Below are 22,387 nucleotides of genomic sequence, written 5' to 3'. Positions count from 1 at the left end.
ACATTGTTATTTGTTTCCAACTATTTCAGTCCAAAAATTTATCAATCTTAGATTTCAAAGAGTTAACAATAAAATACATACGTATATAAATTGCAAATTTATGAACTCATAAATGCTCACCGGGCATGGCCCAAAATGACATGGAATTGGCTCATCAGCATGAAAAAATGCTTCTGCTTCAAAATAATAATTTTTGCACGTGATTGAAGATTAGGTCTGCACGATCGAGACATCCAACTTCAATATTTATCGCGCATCAATACTCCCGAGCAATGATTGCTTTTTATAACAATAAAATGAACAAAGGAACGGTTATGCGTACTTTTATTAAAACAACACAGATGCTGGCACTTTCCTTGGCAGCAGGCCTCGGTTTTGGCTTTTCAACACAAACCCAGGCAGCAGCAAGTGCAGTTCAGGTCACTGAAAAAGCCAAATCAGACTATGCCAAAACCAAATATCCTATTCTGATGGTGCATGGCTGGCTAGGTTGGCAACGCATAGGTACCGATACCATTGGTTTAGATTACTGGTATCAGATTCTGCCGGATATGGCTCGTAATGGCTCGACCGTGTTTGCCGCCCAATTGTCGCCTGCCAATACCACGACTCACCGTGGTGAACAGCTCATTCATCAGGTCGATGAAGTGCTGGCAATTACAGGGAAGGAAAAAGTTAATCTCATCGGTCACTCACATGGTGGTCCGACAGTACTTTATGTAGCAGCAACTCGACCGCAGCAGATTGCATCCATTACGGGGGTCGCAGGTACCTATCATGGCTCTAAAGTAGCCGATGATATTCAGAACAATACCCTCACCCGCACTGCTTTTAATGTTCTCGGTGATTATATTATTGGGCCACTGATCGCACTGGGACAGTTCAAACCTGAACTGGAAATTGATTTCGATGCCTCCATGAAATCCCTGACCCAAACTGGCTCCAGCTCTTTTAATGCCAACGTGGCCAAACAGATGGTGCAGGATGGTGTCTTAGCCTCAACAGAAAACTGTAATAAAAACCTGAAACCCAAAGACCGCAACGGTATCTATTATTATTCTTGGACCGGTGTGGCTCAAGCGACCAATGCACTGGATATCGATACCATCCTGATGCAGCTTGGCCCTTTATCTTATGGCAATAAAGACAATGATGGCATGGTTGCCCGTTGTAGTGCATTTATTGGTAAGGTGATTAATGACCAGTACAAACTGAACCATACCGATCTGGCCAATATGATGTTTGGTCTTAAAGGCTTGTTTGCTCCAGATCCGGTGGCGATGTACCGTCAACATGCCAATCGTTTAAAACTTCAGAATCTATAATTTTCATCGCCCTTATATCTACGGATATAAGGGCTTTTCGTTATTTTCACTTTAAAAAACTAAGGAGATAAAAAACTCAAAACGCTTAATGGGTCGGCTTTTCAGCTGGCTATTCCCCACATTATGGCGAGGATCGCCTTAACACAACAACAAGAATGAGGAAATAATGATGAAATATGGAGTATTAACGGCAGGTCTGCTCATGGCAGCGACCTGTTTCACGGCTCATGCTTCCACTCAGGCCAGTCAGGTGACGTCGAAAGCCAGTTCACAATATGCCAAAACCAAATATCCGATTGTATTTTCACATGGTATGGCGGGTTTCATCCGGGTTGGCACTGACCAGTTTGGACTGGATTACTGGTATCAGATTTTACCTGATCTGGCCCGTAATGGTGCGAATGTCTGGGCAACACGGGTCTCCCCTTTTAACTCATCTGAAATTCGCGGTGAACAACTTTTGGAGCAGGTCAAGGAAATTGCCGCAATTACAGGGGCAGATAAAGTCAACCTGATCGGACATTCACATGGTGGCCCAACGATTCGTTATGTAGCTGGTTCAGAACCTACACTGGTAGCTTCGTTGACCACAGTAGGTGCACCGCATAAAGGTTCGCCGGTTGCAGACCTGATTCTAAAAGCTGAAGGGACTGCTATTGAAGCGCCACTGGTCAGTACGATAAATCTGGTTTCTAAAGCTATTACCTGGGCTCAAGGCCTGGACCCAAACTCTTATCCGCATGATTCACTTGCGGGTGGCAGCAGTTTAACAGCATCAGGTTCTGCGAAATTTAACCAGAGATATCCAATTGGTATGCCCACCACCGCCTGTGGTGAAGGTGAATATAAATGGAAATATGGTAATAAAGAGATCTATAACTATTCCTTTACTGGCGTAGGAACAGTCACCAATCTTCTGGATCTTGACTCTGCACTCAAAGTCACGAGCCTCTTAATTGATGGTGGTAAAGAAAATGACGGTTTAGTGGCTCGTTGTAGTGCTAAGTTTGGTAAGACGATTCGGGACAACTACAACTGGAACCATCTGGATGAAGTGAACCAGGTCCTCGGATTAAAGAGTATATTCGCTCCAGACCCTGTAGATGTTTATCGTCAACATGCTAATCGTTTAAAACTACAAGGTTTATAAAATTTAAACATAAAAAAAATGCGCCCAAAGGCGCATTTTTTTGCAGATAAGCAAGGCTAAAATTAACCTTGTTTACGAGCTGGCAATTTTTCACGAATACGTGCAGCTTTACCAGACAATTCGCGTAGGTAGTAAAGTTTAGCACGACGAACGTCACCACGACGTTTCACTTCGATTTTAGCAACGATTGGAGAGTGAGTTTGGAATACACGCTCAACGCCAACACCGCTAGAAATTTTACGTACTGTGAACGCAGAGTTCAGACCACGGTTTTTCTTAGCAATGACAACGCCTTCGAACGCTTGTAGACGTTCACGGTCGCCTTCTTTTACTTTTACTTGGACAACTACTGTGTCACCTGGTGCAAAAGCTGGGATGTCTTGTTTAAGCTGAGCATTTTCAACAGCTTGTACTAAAGGATGCTTACCGCTCATGGGGTATCTCCAATATGTGCGAGTCAGAAGAGGTCTGATCATCGCTGGGTATAGAGGCTGAATCGCATAGACCCGATTGACTTTCCCTTTATGCTTGACCGCTTCAATGCATAAAGAGCCTATTTTAAATATTTAAACAACATTGCTTAAATACAGATTTGGACAACAAGCTTAGTTGTTGCCACTTTTTAAATCTTTTAGCCATTTCTTTTGCTGCTTGGTCAGTTCAACTTTTTCTACCAACTCAGGTCGGCGTTCCAAAGTGCGCTGATATCGCTGCAAAAACCGCCATTTCTCAATATTGGCATGATGTCCCGATTTCAAGATGTCTGGCACATCCATACCTTCAAAATGGTCTGGCTTGGTATATTGTGGGCAATCTAGAAGACCATCCACAAATGAGTCTTGCACATGTGATTGTTCATCTGACATTGCACCCGGAAGTCTCCGGATAATACTGTCTAATAAAACCATCGCAGGGAGCTCGCCACCCGATAATACGTAATCTCCAATCGACCATTCCTGATCAACATATTTCTGGATCAAACGTTCATCGACACCTTCATAACGTCCACACAGTACAATCAGTCCGTCATATTTAACGAAGTCCTGTACCGCAGGTTCATTTAAGGTTTTTCCTTGCGGTGACATATACACCACAGGAACGTTAACTGCACCCGCTTGCACTGCAAGCTCTTTGGCACGGTGAATTGCTTTCGCTAATGGTTCAGCCATCATCACCATACCGGGACCACCACCAAATGGACGTTCATCCACCCGTTTGTAGTTCCCATCAGCAAATTCGCGTGGATTAATACAATGAATTTGCATCAAATCACGTTTTGCTGCGCGCCCGCTAATACCGTAGGCTGTAATCGCTTCAAACATTTCAGGAAAAAGCGTAATGACTGCAAAGAACACCGCAGACTCCTCATTTTCCTGCTGCGTTAATCCTGTTAAGGATTAATAATCTACGCCCCAATTTACGTAGATACGACCAGCTTCGAGATCAACCCGCTGTACCACATCTTTATGCCATGGAATCATTCGCTCTTCGCCATCGACGCTGTCAGCAGTAGCGCGAACTACCATTACGTCATTGGCACCTGTTTCAAACATTTCATGGATTTGACCGAGATTCACTTCCTGTTCTTCTTCATCCAGACCTAATACAGTTAGACCTTTCAAATCAGACCAGTAATACTCATCCACGCCTGGTTGAGGCAGTTGCGATTTAGAGATCCAGACATTAGCACCAACCAGACCGTCTGCTGCGGTACGATCACTCACACCTTTTAGCGAAACAACCAGGCCCTTGCCATGTGGTTTCCAACGTTTTACATCGACAATTTGCCATCCTGCTTTGGTCTCAATGTACCAAGGAAGGTAGTCAAATATGTTGCTCATAGGTTCTGTATTGGAATAGACCCAGAGCCACCCATTTAATCCATATGCTGAACGTAACTGTCCAATCTGAATACGATCTTCGGGAACATTCTGTGTTGGTGTCATGGGCTACCTGCTACCTTAAAATTAAGCTGCAGCTTTCTTAGCTTGAGCAGCTAGAGAAGCAACACGTTCAGAAGGTTGAGCACCTTGAGAAACCCAGTGAGCAAAACGGTCAGCATCTAAACGAAGTTTTTCTGCTTTACCTTGAGCTGTAGGGTTGAAGAAACCGATACGTTCGATGAAACGACCGTCACGTGCATTACGGCTATCAGTCACAATGATTTGATAGAACGGACGTTTTTTAGCACCACCGCGTGCAAGACGAATAACAACCATGATAGAACCTTATAGTTTTTACGGATTATTCATGTACCGACCACCGGAACACTTCAAACCCCTTTCATAGAGGGCAATATTTTACGCGAAGTTTGCCCTGAATGAAAGATCAAAAGTTAGTTATCCACAATTTTGAATTTGGTTAGCGTCCGTCCCAAGTAGAGGTTTCACTCAAAATACAAGCAGAAGCGCCTTTAGCCCAAAATTTCTGATTTCTTTGATTCAAGCAAATGACCCCGTTATTTGCAACAACAGTACCTGACTTAGGCGTTGCCACAAGCGTCCATGTACTTAAACCCACATTGGTTAGAGCTACTGTATACAAAGTCTCACCTTGTGATGGAATATTTCCTGAGTGTTGAACATCTGCCAATGTAATAGCGGTGAGTATTCCTCCAACATCTTTCATATAAGAAAAATTTGCAATCTTATAACGTTGCATCCTTTGAGCAAGCTCCAACATTTCTGCTTGCGCCTCTGTTCTTTTTGTTTTTCGAACATACTCCTGATATGAAGGATAAGCAATTGCTGCGAGAATACCAATAATTGCCACTACAATCATCAACTCAATGAGTGTAAATCCTTTAATTTTATTTACCATTCTTCATGCCCCGCGCCACACGTCATGGTCGTAGTATTAATATTAGCCCAAGCCTTATTTTTACAGCGTAAACCTGTACTTGACATTAAGAAACTAAAGTTTCTTGTATCTTTGCTTTCAGCCGTTACAACCCATGTCTGTCCCGTTACATTAGGAACTAAAACAAAATTATATTTAACTGATGCCCCAGTTGCTCCTTTAGGTAATACCCTTAGATCTGAAGGAATACTAGCTCCCTCATAGCTAAAATTACGGGATTTATGCTTATCTAAGGCCATTGCTATTTGCTGCAATTGATCTTGTGCCTGAGCAGCTTGCCCACGCCTCACTATAGTTTGATAAGATGGAATTGCAATTGCAGCAAATATAGCCACAATTACAACCACAACCATGAGTTCAATTAAGGTAAAACCTCTTACCGGTGAGATATTTAAATTCATAAATCACCTATCAGCTTTTACGCGCTAGTTTTTCATACCAACGTTGAGGAATCAGACACATTTCTGTTGCCTCACCACCGCCAAAGCCACCAGTTACGGTTAGTGCAATACGACCACTCGTTTGGATACAGTAGTTTTTCGCACTAGAGTCTCCTTCTGCTTCAGGTGGACATGCTTCATCACTACAATTTTCAGGTGGACAACTATCGCCTTCACAATCTGGATCTGGATCCGGATCATCCTTTTGACCACCTACTGTCACGGTATGAATACCCACCCCAATTACATCACGTGCATCAGATAGCTCCGAAGCACACTGACCATATGGTAGACAGAAAGCTGTAATCATGCTCTCACCTTTCACACCAGCGCCGCAATCACCTGAAATACCAGGTTTACTTGCATCAAAAGTAGAGACATATAATTTATAGTTCATCGCCAACGGCGTACCAAATACTTTCTCACTTTGTTTTTTATAGCTACTACAATTTGTTAGTTCCCCATTTACCCCAGCTGTACAATTTTGGAAACGATAGAACCATCCCTTACCTGAATAAGGTGCAATTAAAGTAGTATTTGAAAAGCGATTCGTGTCCGTAATTTCTCCTAAATCTGCTTTCACTACGTTTTCAGTATTAAGTGCTGTTGTTCTATTAAATAGATCTCGTCGTGCTACATCTTTATCATAAATATTATAAATAGCGTCATAGTCATAAGCACTATCACCAGCGGAAAAATCTTGTAATGGCTGACTGCGGTTACCACTACCAATTGAAATCAATGCAAATGTTTCACCACTTGCATTATAGAGTGAGAAACTTGGCATATCATAAAAACGTGGACTTTTCTCTGCTGCATTTAAATTTAATAACCGAACCGGGGTTTTCGGCACAGCCCCAATCTTAGTTTGTTTATTATCTAAATCAATTCTAAATACTTGCCCGCCCAAATCACCAAAGTAAAGATGGTCTACGAGTTCATCTCCATCTCGGTCTACTGTACGAATTTGACTCGTGACACTATATTTCAAATCATTATGTTTAGTTGCAATTACACCTGATTCTGTTGTTGCCGCCGAAGTGCTTGATGCATTGGCACTTGCCCACCATAATAAATCACCATTGTCTGCATCAAACATATAAACACCTGCACCTTTTTTATTAGTCTGAGCATAATTATGGTTTTCATAACCAGCATAGGTACCTTTAACGCCATTAGTGCGTGCATCCCCATCATCACCGCCTGCATCGTAACCACCACCGACAAACATCACACGTTTACGAGTACCGCCCCAATTCACCCATGCAATTGAAGGCTTTGACCAACTCTGTCCCATGTATTGCAATTGAGTGAATGTCTTGCTTGATGATCCGCTATATACTTTTTGGCTAGCGGGATCAATATGGAATTTAAGCGTTGGACTATTTATATTGCTTAAATCCAAGGCATAATAACTACGCCCACCCATACGTAAGCCGCCATATGCAGTCTGCCAACCTTTTTGACTTACAGTTCGCCCATTGCCAACGGTTAAATTACCCGAAGTATCTACTACATAACGTGTATCAAGTGCCCATGATCCATCAACTCCATAATACAGATTTTGCATTCCACCGGTTGTAACCGTAGATTCTCTAAATGCATTTTTTTGATTTTCGACCATTTCATTAGGAACAAAGGCAAATTTTTCTGCGCCTGTTTTCGCATCTACTACATGAAGTAAACCTTGTGTTGTACCAAACAAAATATAATCTTCGCGTCCTGTAGACTCCATAGTCTTAGTAGATGTGTTATAGCTCAACTTACCTTTATTAGTAACTAATATTGGATAGGAATGCATGACAGCACCCATTTGACGCAATGGTTGCTGTGTAAGTAAATTGTCGATATTCGTTGGAGGATTGGCTACATCTAAGTTATAACCTAATAAAGAAACTAAATAAGCTCTATTGACATCATTTTTATAAGTTATATCTGTTAAATCAGTCAATTGAACTTGACGTAAAGTTCCACCTCCACTGAAAGTAGCGCTTGTTCCTGTACCGTTAGCAGTACGATTAGTCAATAATTTTCGCTGAGCTGTTTTATCTGCTTTCGCACCAAGTAGTAACTGTGACCAAGCACCACCGCGTGCAGCAAATTTACGACTGCCTACAGTTAGTTCATCACTATTTGCAACAGCGGCATCTATATCTTTCGCCCAATAATCATAAACTGCCGATGTAATATTTCCATTCGCATCATAGGTAGGCTCAACTAAACTGCCATTAGTATTAAAGACCCGAGATCCCCCCTGACCTTTCAAGATGCCATTTCCGTCAACTTTAAATTTTTTCAAATTTCCAAGCCAAAGTTGGTAGTTGGTATTTGGAGTCGGTTGGAAGGTCTGATAGTAAGCATCATCTTGCAATTCAGCAGGATTCAGCTCATCACGCGGTACAGTTGGAGAACCGGTTGTAACAGAAGGAATATCCCTAGATAAATTACTGATAAAATCATTAACACTATCTACAATATCTTGTGAGCTATTACCAGAGTACCAACCACCTTCTCCTAAAATCCCCCACTCAGCAGCATGTTTCACATTTGTATTTACATTCCCTAAAGATGCCAAATTCTGGGCTTGCGTTTTTGTCTTGTCATATGATGGAATATTATTAAAGGCTGATCCAAAACCGACCACTGCTGTCTTAAATTTTAGACCTTTAGCGTTTTTTTCTGGATCAAGTAACGCTGCACTAAGCTTTTTAATACAATCCCATCCAGGTGATGTACCTGTACAATTTGGAAATGTCGTTTTACCAATAGCCGCTTTTGATAAGTTTGTATCAGTTCCTTTATTTGGCTCCCCATCCGTTAATACATAAATTCCTTGACCGCTACACTTCTTAATTTCGTCCGTCTGAGTCAAAGAAGGTGGCGAAATATACTTATTACCACTTTTAGTCAGCGTATCAGATTCATTCCACCCCCCATTAGTAATATCTTTGGTCGAGGTTCCCATTAAATAGGAAATAGTAGTTGCATATGACTGACCAGTAGGCGTATTAGAGTTAGCAGATAATCCATTAATTCTTTCCCACAATATTTCACGCTGGGTTTTATTTACATTCTTACATTGAGTACTCCACCATGAGCTCGTGCACTCTTGTACAACTATCGTTGTATTTAAACGTCTTGCAGGCACCAACACTGCTCCCGACTCTGAATTAGTCGGTGAACCTAGTGTTGATAAACCAATAATTTTATCATCTGCTAATTTAGTAATACCTTTAGAAGCATTTCCGTTTAAAAGATCATCCATTGCTGTTTTTAAACGTGCTATTCGAGTCTGACCTGTACCATCATATGAACTGTTACCAGTCATACTTCCTGACACGTCAAGCATAAACATAAGCGTGATATCGCCAGACTTTGCATCCTGATAAATTTCAATATCACTTGCTTGAGTTACACTAGTCGTAACCAATACCGTTGAAAATGCAGCAACACTTGCAGCAAGCACTTTATAACGGCATGAACTTAGAAAATTATTTTTTAATTGTTTCATTTCATTACCCCAAATCTATACAAAGTCTTGAACAATGACATATTCAGTCACATGAGAAGTAAACGGAACATTGAGATCACTCAAACATTCTGTGACTGTTTTTCTACTTGTTGCTGTTAAACTTACCGGCGTTCCCACAGGAATTGTCACTTCACTCATATGATTCTTAAAACAGGTATTGATTGCTGTACTTGTTGCAGACGTAAGGTTAGGCATAATTGAAACCGCGAATACTTTTACTGCCTTACTGCGTTCAAATTTAACAGCTTCATCATCTGTACCAAATTGTGCACCAAAAAATGGGTCATTTTCAGAAATACTGGAGAACTTAACCGCTACTTGTGTCATCACCACTTTTCGCCCGCTAGTGAAAAAATTAGTAGTACTTCCTTTACTGGAATCACAGTAACCATCTGTACCCTCTTCATTATTTGTTGGTGCAGTCGTTCCAGCTTTCCAATAAATGATACTTGCACGATTAATATCAAAGAAACTTGGTTCAGCACCTCTATAGCAAAATACAAGTTCTTTATCTCTGTCATCCGCACCGCTAATATAACCAAACATCCCACTACCACTGAGTGCCTGAATAATATTCTCTTCCCTTTCAATATTGAAAAATGCAGAGTCAGAGTTCTGCAATAATAATTGCTGTGCCTGACTATTCGTTGCAATTCCTAGAGAAACCAGACCTTGTCTTACTGCGAGCGTTCCCAAAACAATAACAGCTAGCAATATAAGGAGAACCACAATAAGTGTTGCACCACGTTGTTTCTTAATCATTGCCCTCTTTCCCCAAATGTATTTCTCAAAGCAACTGTTTGTGTTACCACTTGACGAGCGTATTTAGGAGAGTTCGCTGCAGGTGTTTTAATTTTTACAGCTTGGTCTAATACTTGAAAAACTTGGTCGTCTGAGAATGCGCTGTCATTCCCCACCGACTGATTAGAGCGTCCAAGAATACCTAATTGAACTAATAAAATGCGAGGTCTTGGTGTTGGCAACGCCAAATACGTAGCAGCATCTACATAGCGAAAATTTGCCCCGTTTTGAATTCCATACAACACTCTAAAGTGATCGACACGTTTTAATATAATTTCTCCAGCATCACCAAATCCCGTAATGGATGCTGGATTACCATTCAAAGGATAATACCCGGCATCACATGCAAGTGCTAAAGGCAGATTTGGCTCATTGCTGCTTTTATTACTATCTACTCTCAAGAAGTAACGTTGAACTACCACCTGCCTCCCTTGTGCCAGGGTAAACTCCAGACTATTACCTTCACAATCAAACCCGCCATACCAAACATCATCGGTAGTCGCGGGGGTGCCCTTATCGTCTTTAATATATTGGGGTAAGTACTGAATTGTTAATTGGTCACTAGAAAAAGTATTTACATTTGAAATACCAGACCACTGAGGAGCACTTCCTGCTGTCTGGCCATGACTTCTAGATAATAAATTCTGTGCCACAGTATTCCCAATAAGTGTAATAGGCAGATTAGCTCTATCTGTTCCTGTTACAGTTACTGCATTTGCACTTGACCTAAATACGATGCCGCCATAAGTACTAAGATCATTGACACTCGATTGCACAGTATTCAAATTACCTAATCGAATATCTTGAATAATTGTATTTAAACCAAAATTTGCATCATCCTGTAAACTTGCCTGCCCTTGTTGTAATGCTTGACTTCTTGATGCGGTTAAAAAAAGCATCAAAGCTGCTGCACTAATTACTAAACCAAGTGCTAATGCAATCATTAATTCAATCAAGGTAAAGCCTACTTGTTTATTCATATCAGTAGACCTCCATAATTAAACAGGTTGAAGCAGGATCATAAACGGTGCTTGAAGTACAATTTCCTTCGCCTTCAGTTCCATGTGTGGCAGCAGTATCTCCCCATGCCACATAGATACATCGACGGCCATCATTATTTCCTTGACATGGTAAATAATTAACGGTCATTCCGACAGAGTGAGCTTTTTTAGCAATTTGTGATACATCAAAGTCTGCAAAGTCAGTACTAGAACAATCTGTTGCAGTAAAACAGTTTTTTGCATCAAGCTGCTTACCTGCAGTATTTAACTGATACTCATATACATTTTCTGCGCCACGATTGACTCTCATTCTTTCAGCTAAATCACGCCCTAAATTAATTGCTTGGATTCGAGAACCACTTTCAACAGTTGCTTCAATTGCCCTATATTGCAAAGCAATAAATCCCATAACCCCGATGGCTAAAATCAGTAAGGCAATTAACACTTCCATTAATCCGACCCCATCCTGAGTACTCATTTTATTCATCAGCATGTTCCCTTCACAACTTGTTGAACTGTACCCATTTTTGACACATTAATGGTTTGAGCAGTTCCACTCACATCATCACATAAGGTAAATGTAGTATCTGTTGTCGCACCAACAACCCCCCCATTAAATCCATAGGTGATCTCTGTATCACTTCCCACAAGCAAGGTGGTCGAACCATAAGGCATCCACTGCATAAGAGTTTCTGTATTTGCAATCAAAGAGATTGTTTCCGCTGATTGTAATTCTATTTTCACATTACGACGCTCTAATACCGCTTTTGAACGCGCCTGATTTAAAACCCCAAGCAACTCATTTGTACTTCTTTTTAAGTTTTGTTTTGCTACCATATCTCCAAAAGAAGGCGCAGCGATCGTTGCAATAATCCCTAGTACCGCAATCGTCACCATAAGCTCAATTAACGTAAAACCTTTATTCTTTTGCACACTCTTCCCCAGCTCCAAAACTTTCCCCTATTAAAAATAATATCTATAAATTTTACAAAACCTACACAGAGTAGATAAAAGGCATAAAAAAACAGATAACTGTCATATTATAGCTATCTGTTTATTTTTTAATGAAAAATAAATTGTTAAATAGTTAACAATTTACGCCTGTGTTACAGGAATACGTAACTCTTTTGGCAAACTAAATGTAATATTCTCTTCTCGCCCATCCAGTTCTTTTGGTGCCTGTGCACCCCAATCCTGTAAACGCTGAATCACCTGCTTAATCAAAATTTCCGGGGCGGAAGCACCTGCAGTTACCCCAATTTTAGAAATATTGGTAAACCATTCCTGCTTGAGCTCATCTGCATTATCAACCAGATAGGCCGCCTTCCCCATACGTTCCGCCAGTTCGCGCAAACGGTTTGAATTTGATGAATTCGGTGATCCTACAACCAACACTACATCACAACGTGCAGCTAAATCACGTACAGCATCCTGGCGATTTTGTGTTGCATAGCAAATATCATCTTTGCGTGGACCTTGAATATTCGGAAATTTTTTACGAAGCGCATCAATGACTTTCGCTGTATCATCAATCGATAAAGTTGTTTGAGTAACAAAAGCGACTTTTTCAGGATTATGTACCACTAAAGCAGTAACATCTTCTTCATCTTCGACCAGATAAATGTCACCGCCATTATTTTTATCATATTGCCCCATGGTGCCTTCAACTTCTGGATGGCCTTCATGACCAATCAGAATCGCTTCTACTCCCTCACGGGCATATTTGGTCACTTCAATATGCACCTTGGTAACCAATGGACAGGTCGCATCAAAGACTTTTAAACCACGGCGTTCAGCTTCCTGCTGCACAGCTTTAGACACACCATGTGCACTAAAAATCACGATATTGTCATCCGGAACTTCATCTAGCTCATCGACAAAGATCGCACCGCGCTGACGTAAATCATCTACGACAAATTTGTTATGCACCACTTCATGACGCACATAAATGGGTGGATTAAAGCATTCTAGGGCACGGTTCACGATCGCAATGGCACGATCCACACCGGCACAGAAACCACGCGGGTTAGCTAAAACAATTTCCATAGAAATCCTCAATACTCACTCAATTTATGGCGCTACAATTGAAATAAATGTAAAACAATCGACGTACAACTATTTAGTTTAAAGCCGGTCTACTCTAAAATAGAGAAGATATTTTATCATATCAGGAAAAATATCATGTCGGGTCTCTTGTTTGTCGTTTCTGCAGCGTCTGGAACGGGCAAAACATCCCTCGTTAAAGCATTACTTGAACGCGTCAACAATCTTCATGTTTCTGTTTCTCATACGACACGCGGTCAACGACCTGGCGAACTCGATGGCGTACATTATCATTTCTCGACTAAAGAAGACTTTTTAAACCTGGTCGAAGAAGGGGGTTTTATTGAATATGCCGAAGTCTTTGGTAATTATTACGGCACAGCACAAGCGACTGTAAAAGAACAACTTACCAAAGGTCATGATGTATTACTTGAAATCGACTGGCAAGGTGCGCAACAAGTTCGTCGACTTTTTCCTGAATCTAAACAGATTTTTATTCTTCCGCCAAGCCAGTTTGATTTGCGTCAGCGTCTTTCCAACCGTGGTACAGACTCTGTTGAAGTGATTGAACACCGTCTTAGCTGTGCAGTCGAAGACATGCAGCAGTATGTCAACTTTGATTATGTCATTATCAATGATGACTTTAATAAAGCATTACATGATCTTGAGTCTGTGATTATTGCCAATCGACTGGTGCTTTCCCAGCAAGCGACCCGCCATGAAAAACTGATCCAGGCTCTAATTACTCCAAGCGAACAGTGATTAAAACTTGAGTCTCCAGACAAAGCATTTTATACTGTGCAGTCTGTTGAAATTTACTATTCAAAACGAGAATTCTTATGGCACGCGTAACCGTTGAAGATTGTTTAGACCATGTAGACAACCGCTTTGAGCTTGTACTAGTGGCAAGCAAACGCGCGCGTCAATTGGCACGTCAAGGCATTGAACCAACTGTAGAATGGGACAATGACAAACCGACTGTAGTTGCTTTACGTGAAATCGCTGCAGGTCATGTATCAAAAGATATTTTGAAACAACGTGATCAAGATTATCAAACTTCTAGTTTAGACCTTGCTCTTTCTGCAAATAATCTAAATTTAGATGGTTTTTCTTTCCAATAAGAATAAACCATTCCAAAAAGCCTAGTTTTAAACTAGGCTTTTTTTGTTCTGTGACTTTTATATTTTGCGCAGAACGGTTATAACATAAGGGTTAGCTCTAAAGTCAGTGTAAATTTCTCACTCGTTGATATGAAAAAACTGACCCACTTTATGTTATACATTTCATACGAGCTTTCTCTGTTTTATTTGTTAAAAAATCCAGTTTTAAAGGTGTTTTATGCCAGGCCCACAGGTCAGTGAAGCTAAGCAACAGTTAAAAATCATCATCGACGCGTATTTAAGTGAAAGCGATGTCGAACGTGTGCTTGCGGCCTGTGATTATGCCGATATTGCCCATGATGGCATTACCCGTAAAAGTGGTGAACCTTATATTCTGCACCCTATCGCGGTGAGCTGTATTCTGGCCCATATGCGTCTGGATACTGAAACTTTAATGGCAGCGCTGCTGCATGATGTCATTGAAGATACCGACTTCAATAAAGATGACATTACTGAAAAATTTGGCAGCACGGTTGCAGAGCTGGTTGATGGGGTCACTAAGCTCAGCCATTCCAGCGATAAAGAGTATAATAAAGCAGCCTCTTTCCGTAAAATTCTGCAAGCGACTTTACAGGATCCACGTGTCATTATTGTGAAACTGGCAGATCGCTATCACAACATGACTACGCTGGAAGCGCTACGCCCAGATAAACGTGCCCGTATTGCCCGTGAAACCTTTGAAATTTTCGTTCCAATGGCACGCTTGGTGGGCATGAATGAAATGGCTGATAATCTGGAACATCTGTGTTATCAGAATCTAGATCTGGATATGTACAACGATGTTCAGGCTGCCCTTTTAGAAACCAAGCCTAAACGCTGCGAATATCAGGCCAAGTGGGAACAGAAACTTAACGAATTACTACAGCAATATGCGATTGAAGGCCGGGTTAAAAAGAAAAACAACAATATCGAGCTGTTACGCCATTTTGTAAAAAATGATATTGATCTACAGGAACTTACGCATAGCCACGCATTTGAAATTATTTTACAGAGCATTGCCGACTGTGACCGTCTCGCAGACATCTTGACTGAAAGTTTTACGGTTCAAAATTATCAAGATAATATCCGTCGCCCTCTGCCCGGCGGCAACCAGTCTTTGACGATGCGATTAAAAGGCGAAAAGACTACCCTGTCACTGACTATTCAAACTGAACTGATGCGTAAAGCCGCACGCTTTGGCGTCGTACTTGGTGAAAATGCCCCTCAAGCCTGTCGCTCTGCCATTCAGGCATCCATGCAAAACCTGAACGTACTGGTTGATGGTGAATGCGCCAAAACTACGTTCAGCGAATTACTGGATTATCTGCATCAGGAAAAAATTTGGGTTTATACCCCTCATGGTCATCTGCATGAATTGCCGCAAGGTGCGACTGCTGTTGATTTTGCCTATGCCGCCAGCCTGTTCCTCGGTAACCATGCTATTGGCGCCAAAATTAATGGCGAAACCAAACCACTTTCTACGCCATTATTGAGTGGTCAGGTGGTTGAAGTCATCACCGATGTTCTTGCAACCCCAAACCCGGACTGGCTCAGTTTTATTAATACCCAAAAAGCCCGTCGTGCGATTCAGAATATCCTGCGTGATCAGGATATTGATGAACAGCGCCTTGTGGGTCAACAGGCGCTCAACCGCGCCTTAAAACTTTTCCAATGTTCTATTCGTGATCTGACCGAAGTTGACTGGAAAAATGTACTGGAATGGCGTCATGTTCCCACTAAAGAGCAACTATTTGAACAGATTGCTGTAGGTGACTTATTACCACAACTGGTTGCTAACCATTTATTTGCACATGACCAGCATCAAAATGCGAATAGTTCAGGTCGTCTTATTCAGGGTACAGAAGGTGTAGATGTTAAATACGCCCATTGCTGCAACCCGGTACTTGGTGATCCAATTCAAGGTCATCTGACTCGTCGTGGCCTGATTGTACATCGTGCCCGTTGTCATAATTTATTGCAGGAACAACATATGCATCCTGAAAATATTATGCCTCTACAATGGACGACTGAAGATCTGGATGATGTCAGCTTTACTGCCTATCTCTGTATCGATCAAGCCATGGACGATGAACAGATTTCTGATCTGATTTATCAATGTCGTAAAGGCCATACAGGTGTAGAGATGGTACGTAATTATGATGGCAAAACTTATGTCAATATTGTGGTGCATAACCGTAAACAGATTGCCAAGATTATTCGTGATTTACGCATGCATTTTGGTTTTCCGCGCATTACCCGCTTAGAACAGTCGCTCAATATTGCTGAAACCTCTAAAGCCAGTTAATCATTTAAAACGATAATGCTTTTGTCAGTTGAATTGATCTAATATGATGTATGTTGATGATAAAAGGAGAAATTGATGTCCCGCCAAGTGATCCATACTGAAAATGCCCCGGCTGCCATAGGCACCTATTCACAAGCAATTCTAGTCGGGGATACGCTTTATTTATCCGGCCAGATTGGTCTGGATCCATATAGTATGGAACTGGTTGAAGGCATCGAAGCTCAGATTCGCCGTGTGTTTGATAACCTGAAAGCAGTTTGTGAAGCAGCGGGTGGCTCATTAGCCGATATTGCGAAACTGAATATTTTCTTGACTGACCTTTCTCATTTTCAACTCGTCAACCAGATTATGGGTGAATACTTTGCTCAACCTTATCCAGCGCGTGCTGCTTTAGGTGTTGCAAGTTTACCGAAAGGTGCTTTAGTTGAGATGGATGGCATCGTCGTTATCAATCAATAAGTTATAAAAATCACCAAATCTCCAGCCTGCAATATTTAATTCTAAATTATAAATCGCTCTTGCGCAGAAATCCGAGTAGCACTCGGATTTCCGCTCAGGTGTTATTTTTTTATCTGAATCATCAATCATTATCAAAAGCATTTTCAAATGATTTTTATTGACAAACGATAACAATTATCAATAATATCTCTTATCTTATTTATTCACTGTGGTTGTATCCTATGTACGTTTGTCTATGCCGTGGCATTACAGATCAAGACATTAAAGATGCTATTGCAAATGGCGCCGAAAGTTACCGTGATGTACGCGAAATGCTTGACTTAGGCACGTGTTGTGGCCGTTGTGCTCCTGAAGCCCGTATGATCATCAGTGATGAAATTTCCCAGATTGCTGCCCGGCTAGCGGTTGCTGCCTAAAGCGGATAACGATAATTATAAAATCAATGGTCTCGTATCATTACTCCTCCCCCGCCTCTGACTCTGGCGGGTTTTTATTGCTTTATATTTCACCTGAAGCTTTTTGATTGCGATTTTCATTTGCAGTTCAATAAATTACTCGCCATTGCTCGCTCGATTGATTTAAGATAAGTTATTCAAAAACCCATAGCGATAAATGGGTCAACAGGCTATATGGAGTGATACGATGAAAGGCAATCGTGATGTAATTAATCAGCTGAACCAGGTGTTGTATCACCACCTTACAGCGATTAACCAGTATTTCCTGCATTCACGCATGTTTAATGACTGGGGCATTGAAAAACTGGGCTCAGCAGAATATAAAGAATCCATCCGCCAGATGAAGCACGCCGATAAAATCATTGAACGTATTTTATTTCTGGAAGGCTTACCAAACCTACAACATCTTGGCAAATTGTATATTGGCCAGCATACTCAAGAAGTACTGCACTGTGATGTACGCAAAGTAAAAGAAAATATTGAAGTCATTCAGCAGGCTGTGGCTTTGGCAGAAACACAGATGGATTATGTGACTCGAGACTTAGTGCGAGAAATTCTGGAAAAAGAAGAGGAATATCTGGACTGGACTACGACTCAGCTAGATCTTATCGAAAGTGTTGGTATCGAAAACTATATTCAAAGCCAGCTCTAAACTTAGAATGAATCAATAAAAAAGCCAGCTCTTGCTGGCTTTTTTATATGGAATTTATCTTGGCATATCCTGAATCAATTCTTCATAACTGAGTTCGGTTTTTTGAATAACTTTTAAGCGTTGCAGCTGATGCTTGGCTTCATTTTCATAACCATTAAAAGCTAGCAGTTTGGCATATTTAATCAGATTAAATTTAGTTGGATAACTTAATACCATCTGCTCACCTGCTTGAATCTGTTCAGGGGATGCTTTGCTATAAGGGTTAAGACGAATCCAATCAATACGACGATTAAACTCTGTTAATAAATAGATTGGCTGCTGATTGGTGATTTTTTCAGGCTGTTGCTCATAACGAATACTTTGACCAAGTTTTGGCACAGCGACATCATAATCCCGATAGATCACAATCAATAACAGTAGTCCAAACCCAAAAATGATTTTCATTGCTATAGCGGGTAAGGTCACGGTTTTGATATTCGGATTTTGGGCTAGAACAGTACCTAAAATAAAACCTACTGGTAAAAGGAAATAGGCATAGTGCTGCGGAAACTCAAACATGGCATGCGTAAGAAAAGTCCCAATCATTAAAATACCAATGACCGACTCAGGGGTCTTAACCCATCGCTGCATTTGATAACCCAAATAGCCGAAATAGGCTAAGAAAGGCAGACCAATAACTAGCCCATTCCACAGCAAGAAATCAATAATTAAGTTATGTGCACTGCGAATCCAGACCGGACCCTGCACTGTATCACTGATCGAGACAAAGGCAACACTGGTCTGATACCAGCCATAACCAAACCATGGCTGTGCCTGAATGGCCGCTAGCATTTGCTGCCAGATTGCTAAACGAGACATATCCCCTGTAGCACGAGCAACTACATCACGGCTTTGCACTACATCTGCATCTATCGCTTGAGCAGCCAACTGACCGAGTAATGGAAAAGCGACAATACAAGCCACAAAGAAGCCAAACCACAGACTGCTGTAATACCATTTCAGGCGAATAATACCTTTATATTGATAGAAAGCTAAATAAAGGATAATCGCACTCGCAGCAACCCAAGCAGTACGCGACTGACTTAAAGCAATTCCAATAACGATAGCTAAGGCGCAAGCCACTAACCATTTAGTCTGGATTTTTTTCTTCTCATACAGATATAAACAACTCATTAATGCCATAACTAAAAAAGTTGCCATATTATTTGGCTGGGCGAAGTTGGCATACGGCCGCTGGCTACCGCTGATATTAACTATGCCCGGCAAAGTTGCATCTAGGTTTGTCCATTGGCAAAGTGCAATAATACCAGTGACAGTACCTGAAGCCAAAAACACATAACTCAAGTTAGTAAAAGTTTCTTCCCGATTATAGTTTCCTGTTGAAAGGTTATAGCCCAGTACGCTTGCCATCCAAAAACTAAAAACATAAATTGTTCCCATCATGGCAGTACTAAAGAAAAACACCTGCCCTACTAGCAACTGGATTAAGGGAATAATAGCCAGTGCTAATAAAGGTAAACCGAAAGTAGGTAATTTAATTTTTTCTTTCAGAAAAATCGCAGTTAATGCAAATAGCGCAAAAAATGAATAGAGTTCACCTGTATACGTTACCCAAGGGCGGTAATGAATAGGCATGAGCCATGCGAGGGAGATTAAGATTGCTGCTATAAGTGCGAGCGTGAATTTCATTTGATATTACATAATTTAAATGTATTCCAATTATACAAAATTCTAACTTATCTTTCGCTTATCAAATGTTTATCTTTTTAAAAATAAAGAATGGCAAATGACGAATGATCAACATAATGATTCGCCATATTTTCGGAGCATAAATCGTGCTTTTTCCACGCTGCATTCCGTTCACAATTTGTTGGGCCACATCTTCGACTTTCGCAAGCTTCTTCCCTTGTGCAATCAAATGTTTAGTCATTTCTGACTGTGTTGGCCCGGGTTTAATCAGAGAAACCGTGACGGCGGATCTTTCTAATGCAGCGCGATGCTGTAAACCTTCAGCATAGGTGGCGATGAATGCTTTACTTGCCCCATATAAATAATTGGCATTGCGTCCACGATCTCCCGCGACCGAACCAATCACGCCAATTTTTCCAGTCCCTTGCAAGTGCATATACTTGTATATTTCAGATAATAGTGTCGCCGTGCTGGTCATGTTGACATTGATCATGGTTGTCAACTCGTCTAAATTGATTGCTCTTTCATCCTGAAACATCATCCCCTGTGCCAATAACGCCTGATCTATTTTTTGAGCAAAGCATTGCTCCATGGTCAAACGCAGCAAGGCCAAATTATCAAAGGCAATACTATGATTGTCGATACAGATTTTGGGATAACGAATTGAAAAATCTTGCGTAAACAGGGCTAATTTTTCAGGATTCCGTGCGATACATATAAAACGCTGTACTTGCCCTGTTTGCGCCCATTCATGCATACATGCTTGGGCTATTGAGGAAGTCGCGCCAACAATTAAAATGGTTTGCATGTTTTACTATCCAAATAAACGTTTAGACATATCCGATGAAATAGCAGGATCTCGATAATTTTTAAATTGTTCTGCTTGAGGATACGTTGCAAAAAACAGATCACGACTCATCCGTGCATCTTTGGCCAAATATAAGCGGCCCTTGGCTTCTGCTACGACTTGGTCAAGTTGGTTAAATAAAGCAAGGGTCTTCTCCCCCAAATTTGGAAAATCCAAAGCCAAAGTCAATCCCTCCATTGGAAAACTCAACATTCCCTCACTGGCAAGATTGCCAAAGGATTTCAACACCACCAAGAACGATCCCTGTTGTGCGGCATAAATCAGTTTTAACATTTCTTCAATGGCATCTTTTGCATACTGCATCGGAATGACACATTGATATTGATAAAACCCTTTTCGTCCATACAAGATATTCCAATTCTCAATGGCATCTAAAGGATATTGAAATTGATAAAGGTGCTGCTCAATTACACGAGGTGTTTTATTAATGTGATAATACAGCTGATTAAATACCTTTAAGCTCAATGTATTGATACACGAGATAGGCGGTGTAAATGGAATTTTTTTTGTTTTGTTGCTTAAATGATTTAAATGCGTGTTCGAATCTGAATTTGCTTGATGATTGGCACGCATAAAGATGCCTCTGACATTTTTCCCACTTAAACAATCAATCCAAGACACGGTGTATTCCCAAGGTTCGGATTGTTTAGCAAGGTCGATAAATTCAGAAACACCACGAAAATTTAGATATTCCACATCAAGCAGATCTGATTGTAATGGTAATAATTGTATTTTGACCCTCAAAATTAGCCCAGTTAAGCCAATGCCACCTAAGGTTGCAAAAAATAATGCGGCATTTTCTTGTCGTGAACATTGAATGACGTTCAGATCGGAACGTAAGAGTTGCAGCGAGACGACATGATGACCAAAGTTACCGCGGACATGATGATTTTTGCCGTGAATATCATTGGCAATTGCGCCGCCCACACTGATTAATTGAGTACCCGGTGTGACAGGCAACATCCAACCTTGAGGAATAAAGGTATCTTGAATGTCCTTTAACAAAACCCCAGACTCACACTCCAAAATACCTGCAACTGGGTCAAAGGCATGAAAATATCGATAATTGTCTGTCAGAATAGTTTGCGCATCTGAAGCTAAGTTGACATCGCCATAGCTACGTCCCTGCCCTCGAATCAAACATGGGCGCTGTTGGGCAAAAGCCAACGCTGGATTTTGACGATCTAAAAAAGAGACTGATGTTTCAGTTTGGTACAATCTTCCCCAACTGGATAAATGCATGCCCACATCCTAATGTACGGTAAATACATATTTTTTATCTAAGTAATATTTACTGATATAGCCAATCATCAGTCCGATGATGCCACCGAGATAGCGCATTTCTTTGCCTTCAAAGATAAAGTGAAAGCCAAACTCAAAGCCCCAAAAAATAGTGGTGGTAAAGAACCCCATAACAGTATACAACACAAAAGTCCTGCGGTTATGCTGTGAATTTTTAGTTTTATACTTAAAAATATAACGTTTATCTAAAATATATTTCACCACCAATCCGACCAAAGTTCCGCTAAGTACCGAAATGAATAGAGAAAAATTTGCGCTAAACAAATGAATAGAAATTTCTTGTGCTAGTATATTGCACAAGGTCGCAATCACTGCAAACAGTGCATAAAGTAGCGCCAAGTTAAATAACTGATTCATTAAAATTTAA

Annotated in this window: 24 protein-coding genes; 8 read left to right on the top strand and 16 right to left on the bottom strand. The window is 40.9% G+C overall.

Features of this window, described 5'->3' with window-relative positions; translation table 11 throughout:
* Positions 1-314: 314 nt before the first annotated feature.
* Both FTV31_RS05330 and FTV31_RS05325 read left to right on the top strand, forming a co-directional pair.
* On the top strand, positions 315-1,325 hold the full coding sequence (locus FTV31_RS05330; RefSeq protein ID WP_180013473.1) for a triacylglycerol lipase: 1,011 nt from the start codon (positions 315-317) through the stop codon (positions 1,323-1,325).
* 169 nt (positions 1,326-1,494) lie between these two features.
* The gene (locus FTV31_RS05325) at positions 1,495-2,475 is read left to right on the top strand and encodes a triacylglycerol lipase (protein WP_180013510.1); all 981 of its coding nucleotides are present in this window, start codon (positions 1,495-1,497) and stop codon (positions 2,473-2,475) included.
* Between the two features lie 62 nt (positions 2,476-2,537).
* Here FTV31_RS05325 and rplS read toward each other — a convergent pair whose 3' ends face one another.
* The 12 genes from rplS to ispH form a co-directional block, all read right to left on the bottom strand.
* Positions 2,538-2,909, bottom strand: a complete 372-nt coding sequence (gene rplS, locus FTV31_RS05320; RefSeq protein WP_004787066.1) for a 50S ribosomal protein L19 — start codon at positions 2,907-2,909, stop codon at positions 2,538-2,540.
* Between the two features lie 171 nt (positions 2,910-3,080).
* On the bottom strand, positions 3,081-3,830 hold the full coding sequence (trmD, locus tag FTV31_RS05315) for a tRNA (guanosine(37)-N1)-methyltransferase TrmD (protein WP_180013471.1): 750 nt from the start codon (positions 3,828-3,830) through the stop codon (positions 3,081-3,083).
* A 42-nt stretch (positions 3,831-3,872) separates the two neighbouring features.
* Positions 3,873-4,421 (bottom strand): ribosome maturation factor RimM, encoded by a 549-nt coding sequence (gene rimM, locus FTV31_RS05310; protein WP_004787070.1) that lies wholly within the window; start codon positions 4,419-4,421, stop codon positions 3,873-3,875.
* A gap of 21 nt (positions 4,422-4,442) precedes the next feature.
* A complete protein-coding gene (gene rpsP / locus FTV31_RS05305; protein WP_180013469.1) occupies positions 4,443-4,694 on the bottom strand; it encodes a 30S ribosomal protein S16 in 252 nt (83 codons plus the stop codon).
* A 142-nt stretch (positions 4,695-4,836) separates the two neighbouring features.
* The gene (locus FTV31_RS05300; protein WP_180013467.1) at positions 4,837-5,295 is read right to left on the bottom strand and encodes a type IV pilin protein; all 459 of its coding nucleotides are present in this window, start codon (positions 5,293-5,295) and stop codon (positions 4,837-4,839) included.
* A complete protein-coding gene (locus tag FTV31_RS05295; RefSeq protein ID WP_180013465.1) occupies positions 5,289-5,735 on the bottom strand; it encodes a type IV pilin protein in 447 nt (148 codons plus the stop codon). The genes FTV31_RS05300 and FTV31_RS05295 overlap by 7 nt, the downstream gene beginning before the upstream one ends.
* 10 nt (positions 5,736-5,745) lie before the next feature.
* Entirely contained in the window at positions 5,746-9,285 is a 3,540-nt protein-coding gene (locus FTV31_RS05290) for a PilC/PilY family type IV pilus protein (protein WP_180013463.1), read from the bottom strand.
* 15 nt (positions 9,286-9,300) lie between these two features.
* The gene (locus FTV31_RS05285; protein WP_180013461.1) at positions 9,301-10,068 is read right to left on the bottom strand and encodes a pilus assembly protein PilX; all 768 of its coding nucleotides are present in this window, start codon (positions 10,066-10,068) and stop codon (positions 9,301-9,303) included.
* On the bottom strand, positions 10,065-11,087 hold the full coding sequence (locus FTV31_RS05280; RefSeq protein WP_180013459.1) for a PilW family protein: 1,023 nt from the start codon (positions 11,085-11,087) through the stop codon (positions 10,065-10,067). Before FTV31_RS05280 ends, FTV31_RS05285 begins: the two co-directional genes overlap by 4 nt.
* 1 nt (position 11,088) lies before the next feature.
* Entirely contained in the window at positions 11,089-11,595 is a 507-nt protein-coding gene (pilV, locus tag FTV31_RS05275; RefSeq protein ID WP_373686976.1) for a type IV pilus modification protein PilV, read from the bottom strand.
* Positions 11,595-12,041, bottom strand: coding sequence for a GspH/FimT family pseudopilin (locus FTV31_RS05270; protein WP_180013455.1), 447 nt, complete (start codon positions 12,039-12,041; stop codon positions 11,595-11,597). Before FTV31_RS05270 ends, pilV begins: the two co-directional genes overlap by 1 nt.
* Positions 12,042-12,203: 162 nt before the next feature.
* Positions 12,204-13,154: a 4-hydroxy-3-methylbut-2-enyl diphosphate reductase gene (ispH, locus tag FTV31_RS05265; RefSeq protein ID WP_180013453.1), complete on the bottom strand. Its 951-nt coding sequence runs from the start codon at positions 13,152-13,154 to the stop codon at positions 12,204-12,206.
* A 135-nt stretch (positions 13,155-13,289) separates the two neighbouring features.
* Here ispH and gmk point away from each other — a divergent pair, with 135 nt between their 5' ends.
* From gmk to bfr, 6 genes are all read left to right on the top strand, one after another.
* On the top strand, positions 13,290-13,913 hold the full coding sequence (gmk, locus tag FTV31_RS05260) for a guanylate kinase (protein WP_180013452.1): 624 nt from the start codon (positions 13,290-13,292) through the stop codon (positions 13,911-13,913).
* A 77-nt stretch (positions 13,914-13,990) separates the two neighbouring features.
* Positions 13,991-14,272: a DNA-directed RNA polymerase subunit omega gene (gene rpoZ, locus FTV31_RS05255; protein ID WP_004650579.1), complete on the top strand. Its 282-nt coding sequence runs from the start codon at positions 13,991-13,993 to the stop codon at positions 14,270-14,272.
* Between the two features lie 217 nt (positions 14,273-14,489).
* Positions 14,490-16,595: a bifunctional (p)ppGpp synthetase/guanosine-3',5'-bis(diphosphate) 3'-pyrophosphohydrolase gene (locus tag FTV31_RS05250; RefSeq protein ID WP_180013450.1), complete on the top strand. Its 2,106-nt coding sequence runs from the start codon at positions 14,490-14,492 to the stop codon at positions 16,593-16,595.
* Between the two features lie 75 nt (positions 16,596-16,670).
* A complete protein-coding gene (locus FTV31_RS05245; protein WP_005233608.1) occupies positions 16,671-17,054 on the top strand; it encodes a RidA family protein in 384 nt (127 codons plus the stop codon).
* Between the two features lie 221 nt (positions 17,055-17,275).
* Positions 17,276-17,470: a bacterioferritin-associated ferredoxin gene (locus tag FTV31_RS05240; protein WP_004787097.1), complete on the top strand. Its 195-nt coding sequence runs from the start codon at positions 17,276-17,278 to the stop codon at positions 17,468-17,470.
* A gap of 226 nt (positions 17,471-17,696) precedes the next feature.
* Positions 17,697-18,161, top strand: coding sequence for a bacterioferritin (bfr, locus tag FTV31_RS05235; RefSeq protein ID WP_175966220.1), 465 nt, complete (start codon positions 17,697-17,699; stop codon positions 18,159-18,161).
* A gap of 54 nt (positions 18,162-18,215) precedes the next feature.
* On the opposite strand, the gene FTV31_RS05230 is transcribed toward bfr, so the two are convergent.
* The 4 genes from FTV31_RS05230 to FTV31_RS05215 all read right to left on the bottom strand — a co-directional run bounded on the left by FTV31_RS05230 (position 18,216) and on the right by FTV31_RS05215 (position 22,377).
* Positions 18,216-19,850: a PglL family O-oligosaccharyltransferase gene (locus tag FTV31_RS05230; RefSeq protein WP_180013448.1), complete on the bottom strand. Its 1,635-nt coding sequence runs from the start codon at positions 19,848-19,850 to the stop codon at positions 18,216-18,218.
* Between the two features lie 61 nt (positions 19,851-19,911).
* Positions 19,912-20,658, bottom strand: a complete 747-nt coding sequence (locus FTV31_RS05225) for an SDR family NAD(P)-dependent oxidoreductase (protein WP_180013446.1) — start codon at positions 20,656-20,658, stop codon at positions 19,912-19,914.
* A 6-nt stretch (positions 20,659-20,664) separates the two neighbouring features.
* Positions 20,665-21,960: an FAD-binding oxidoreductase gene (locus FTV31_RS05220; RefSeq protein ID WP_180013444.1), complete on the bottom strand. Its 1,296-nt coding sequence runs from the start codon at positions 21,958-21,960 to the stop codon at positions 20,665-20,667.
* Between the two features lie 9 nt (positions 21,961-21,969).
* Positions 21,970-22,377: a GtrA family protein gene (locus FTV31_RS05215; RefSeq protein ID WP_180013442.1), complete on the bottom strand. Its 408-nt coding sequence runs from the start codon at positions 22,375-22,377 to the stop codon at positions 21,970-21,972.
* Positions 22,378-22,387 lie beyond the last annotated feature (10 nt).

It is taken from the genome of Acinetobacter sp. YH16031 (genome assembly GCF_013417335.1).
In the GTDB taxonomy this organism is placed as follows: Bacteria; Pseudomonadota; Gammaproteobacteria; order Pseudomonadales; family Moraxellaceae; genus Acinetobacter.
Note: the sequence above shows the minus strand (reverse complement) of the source record. Positions and strands in the feature narration are given on the sequence as shown.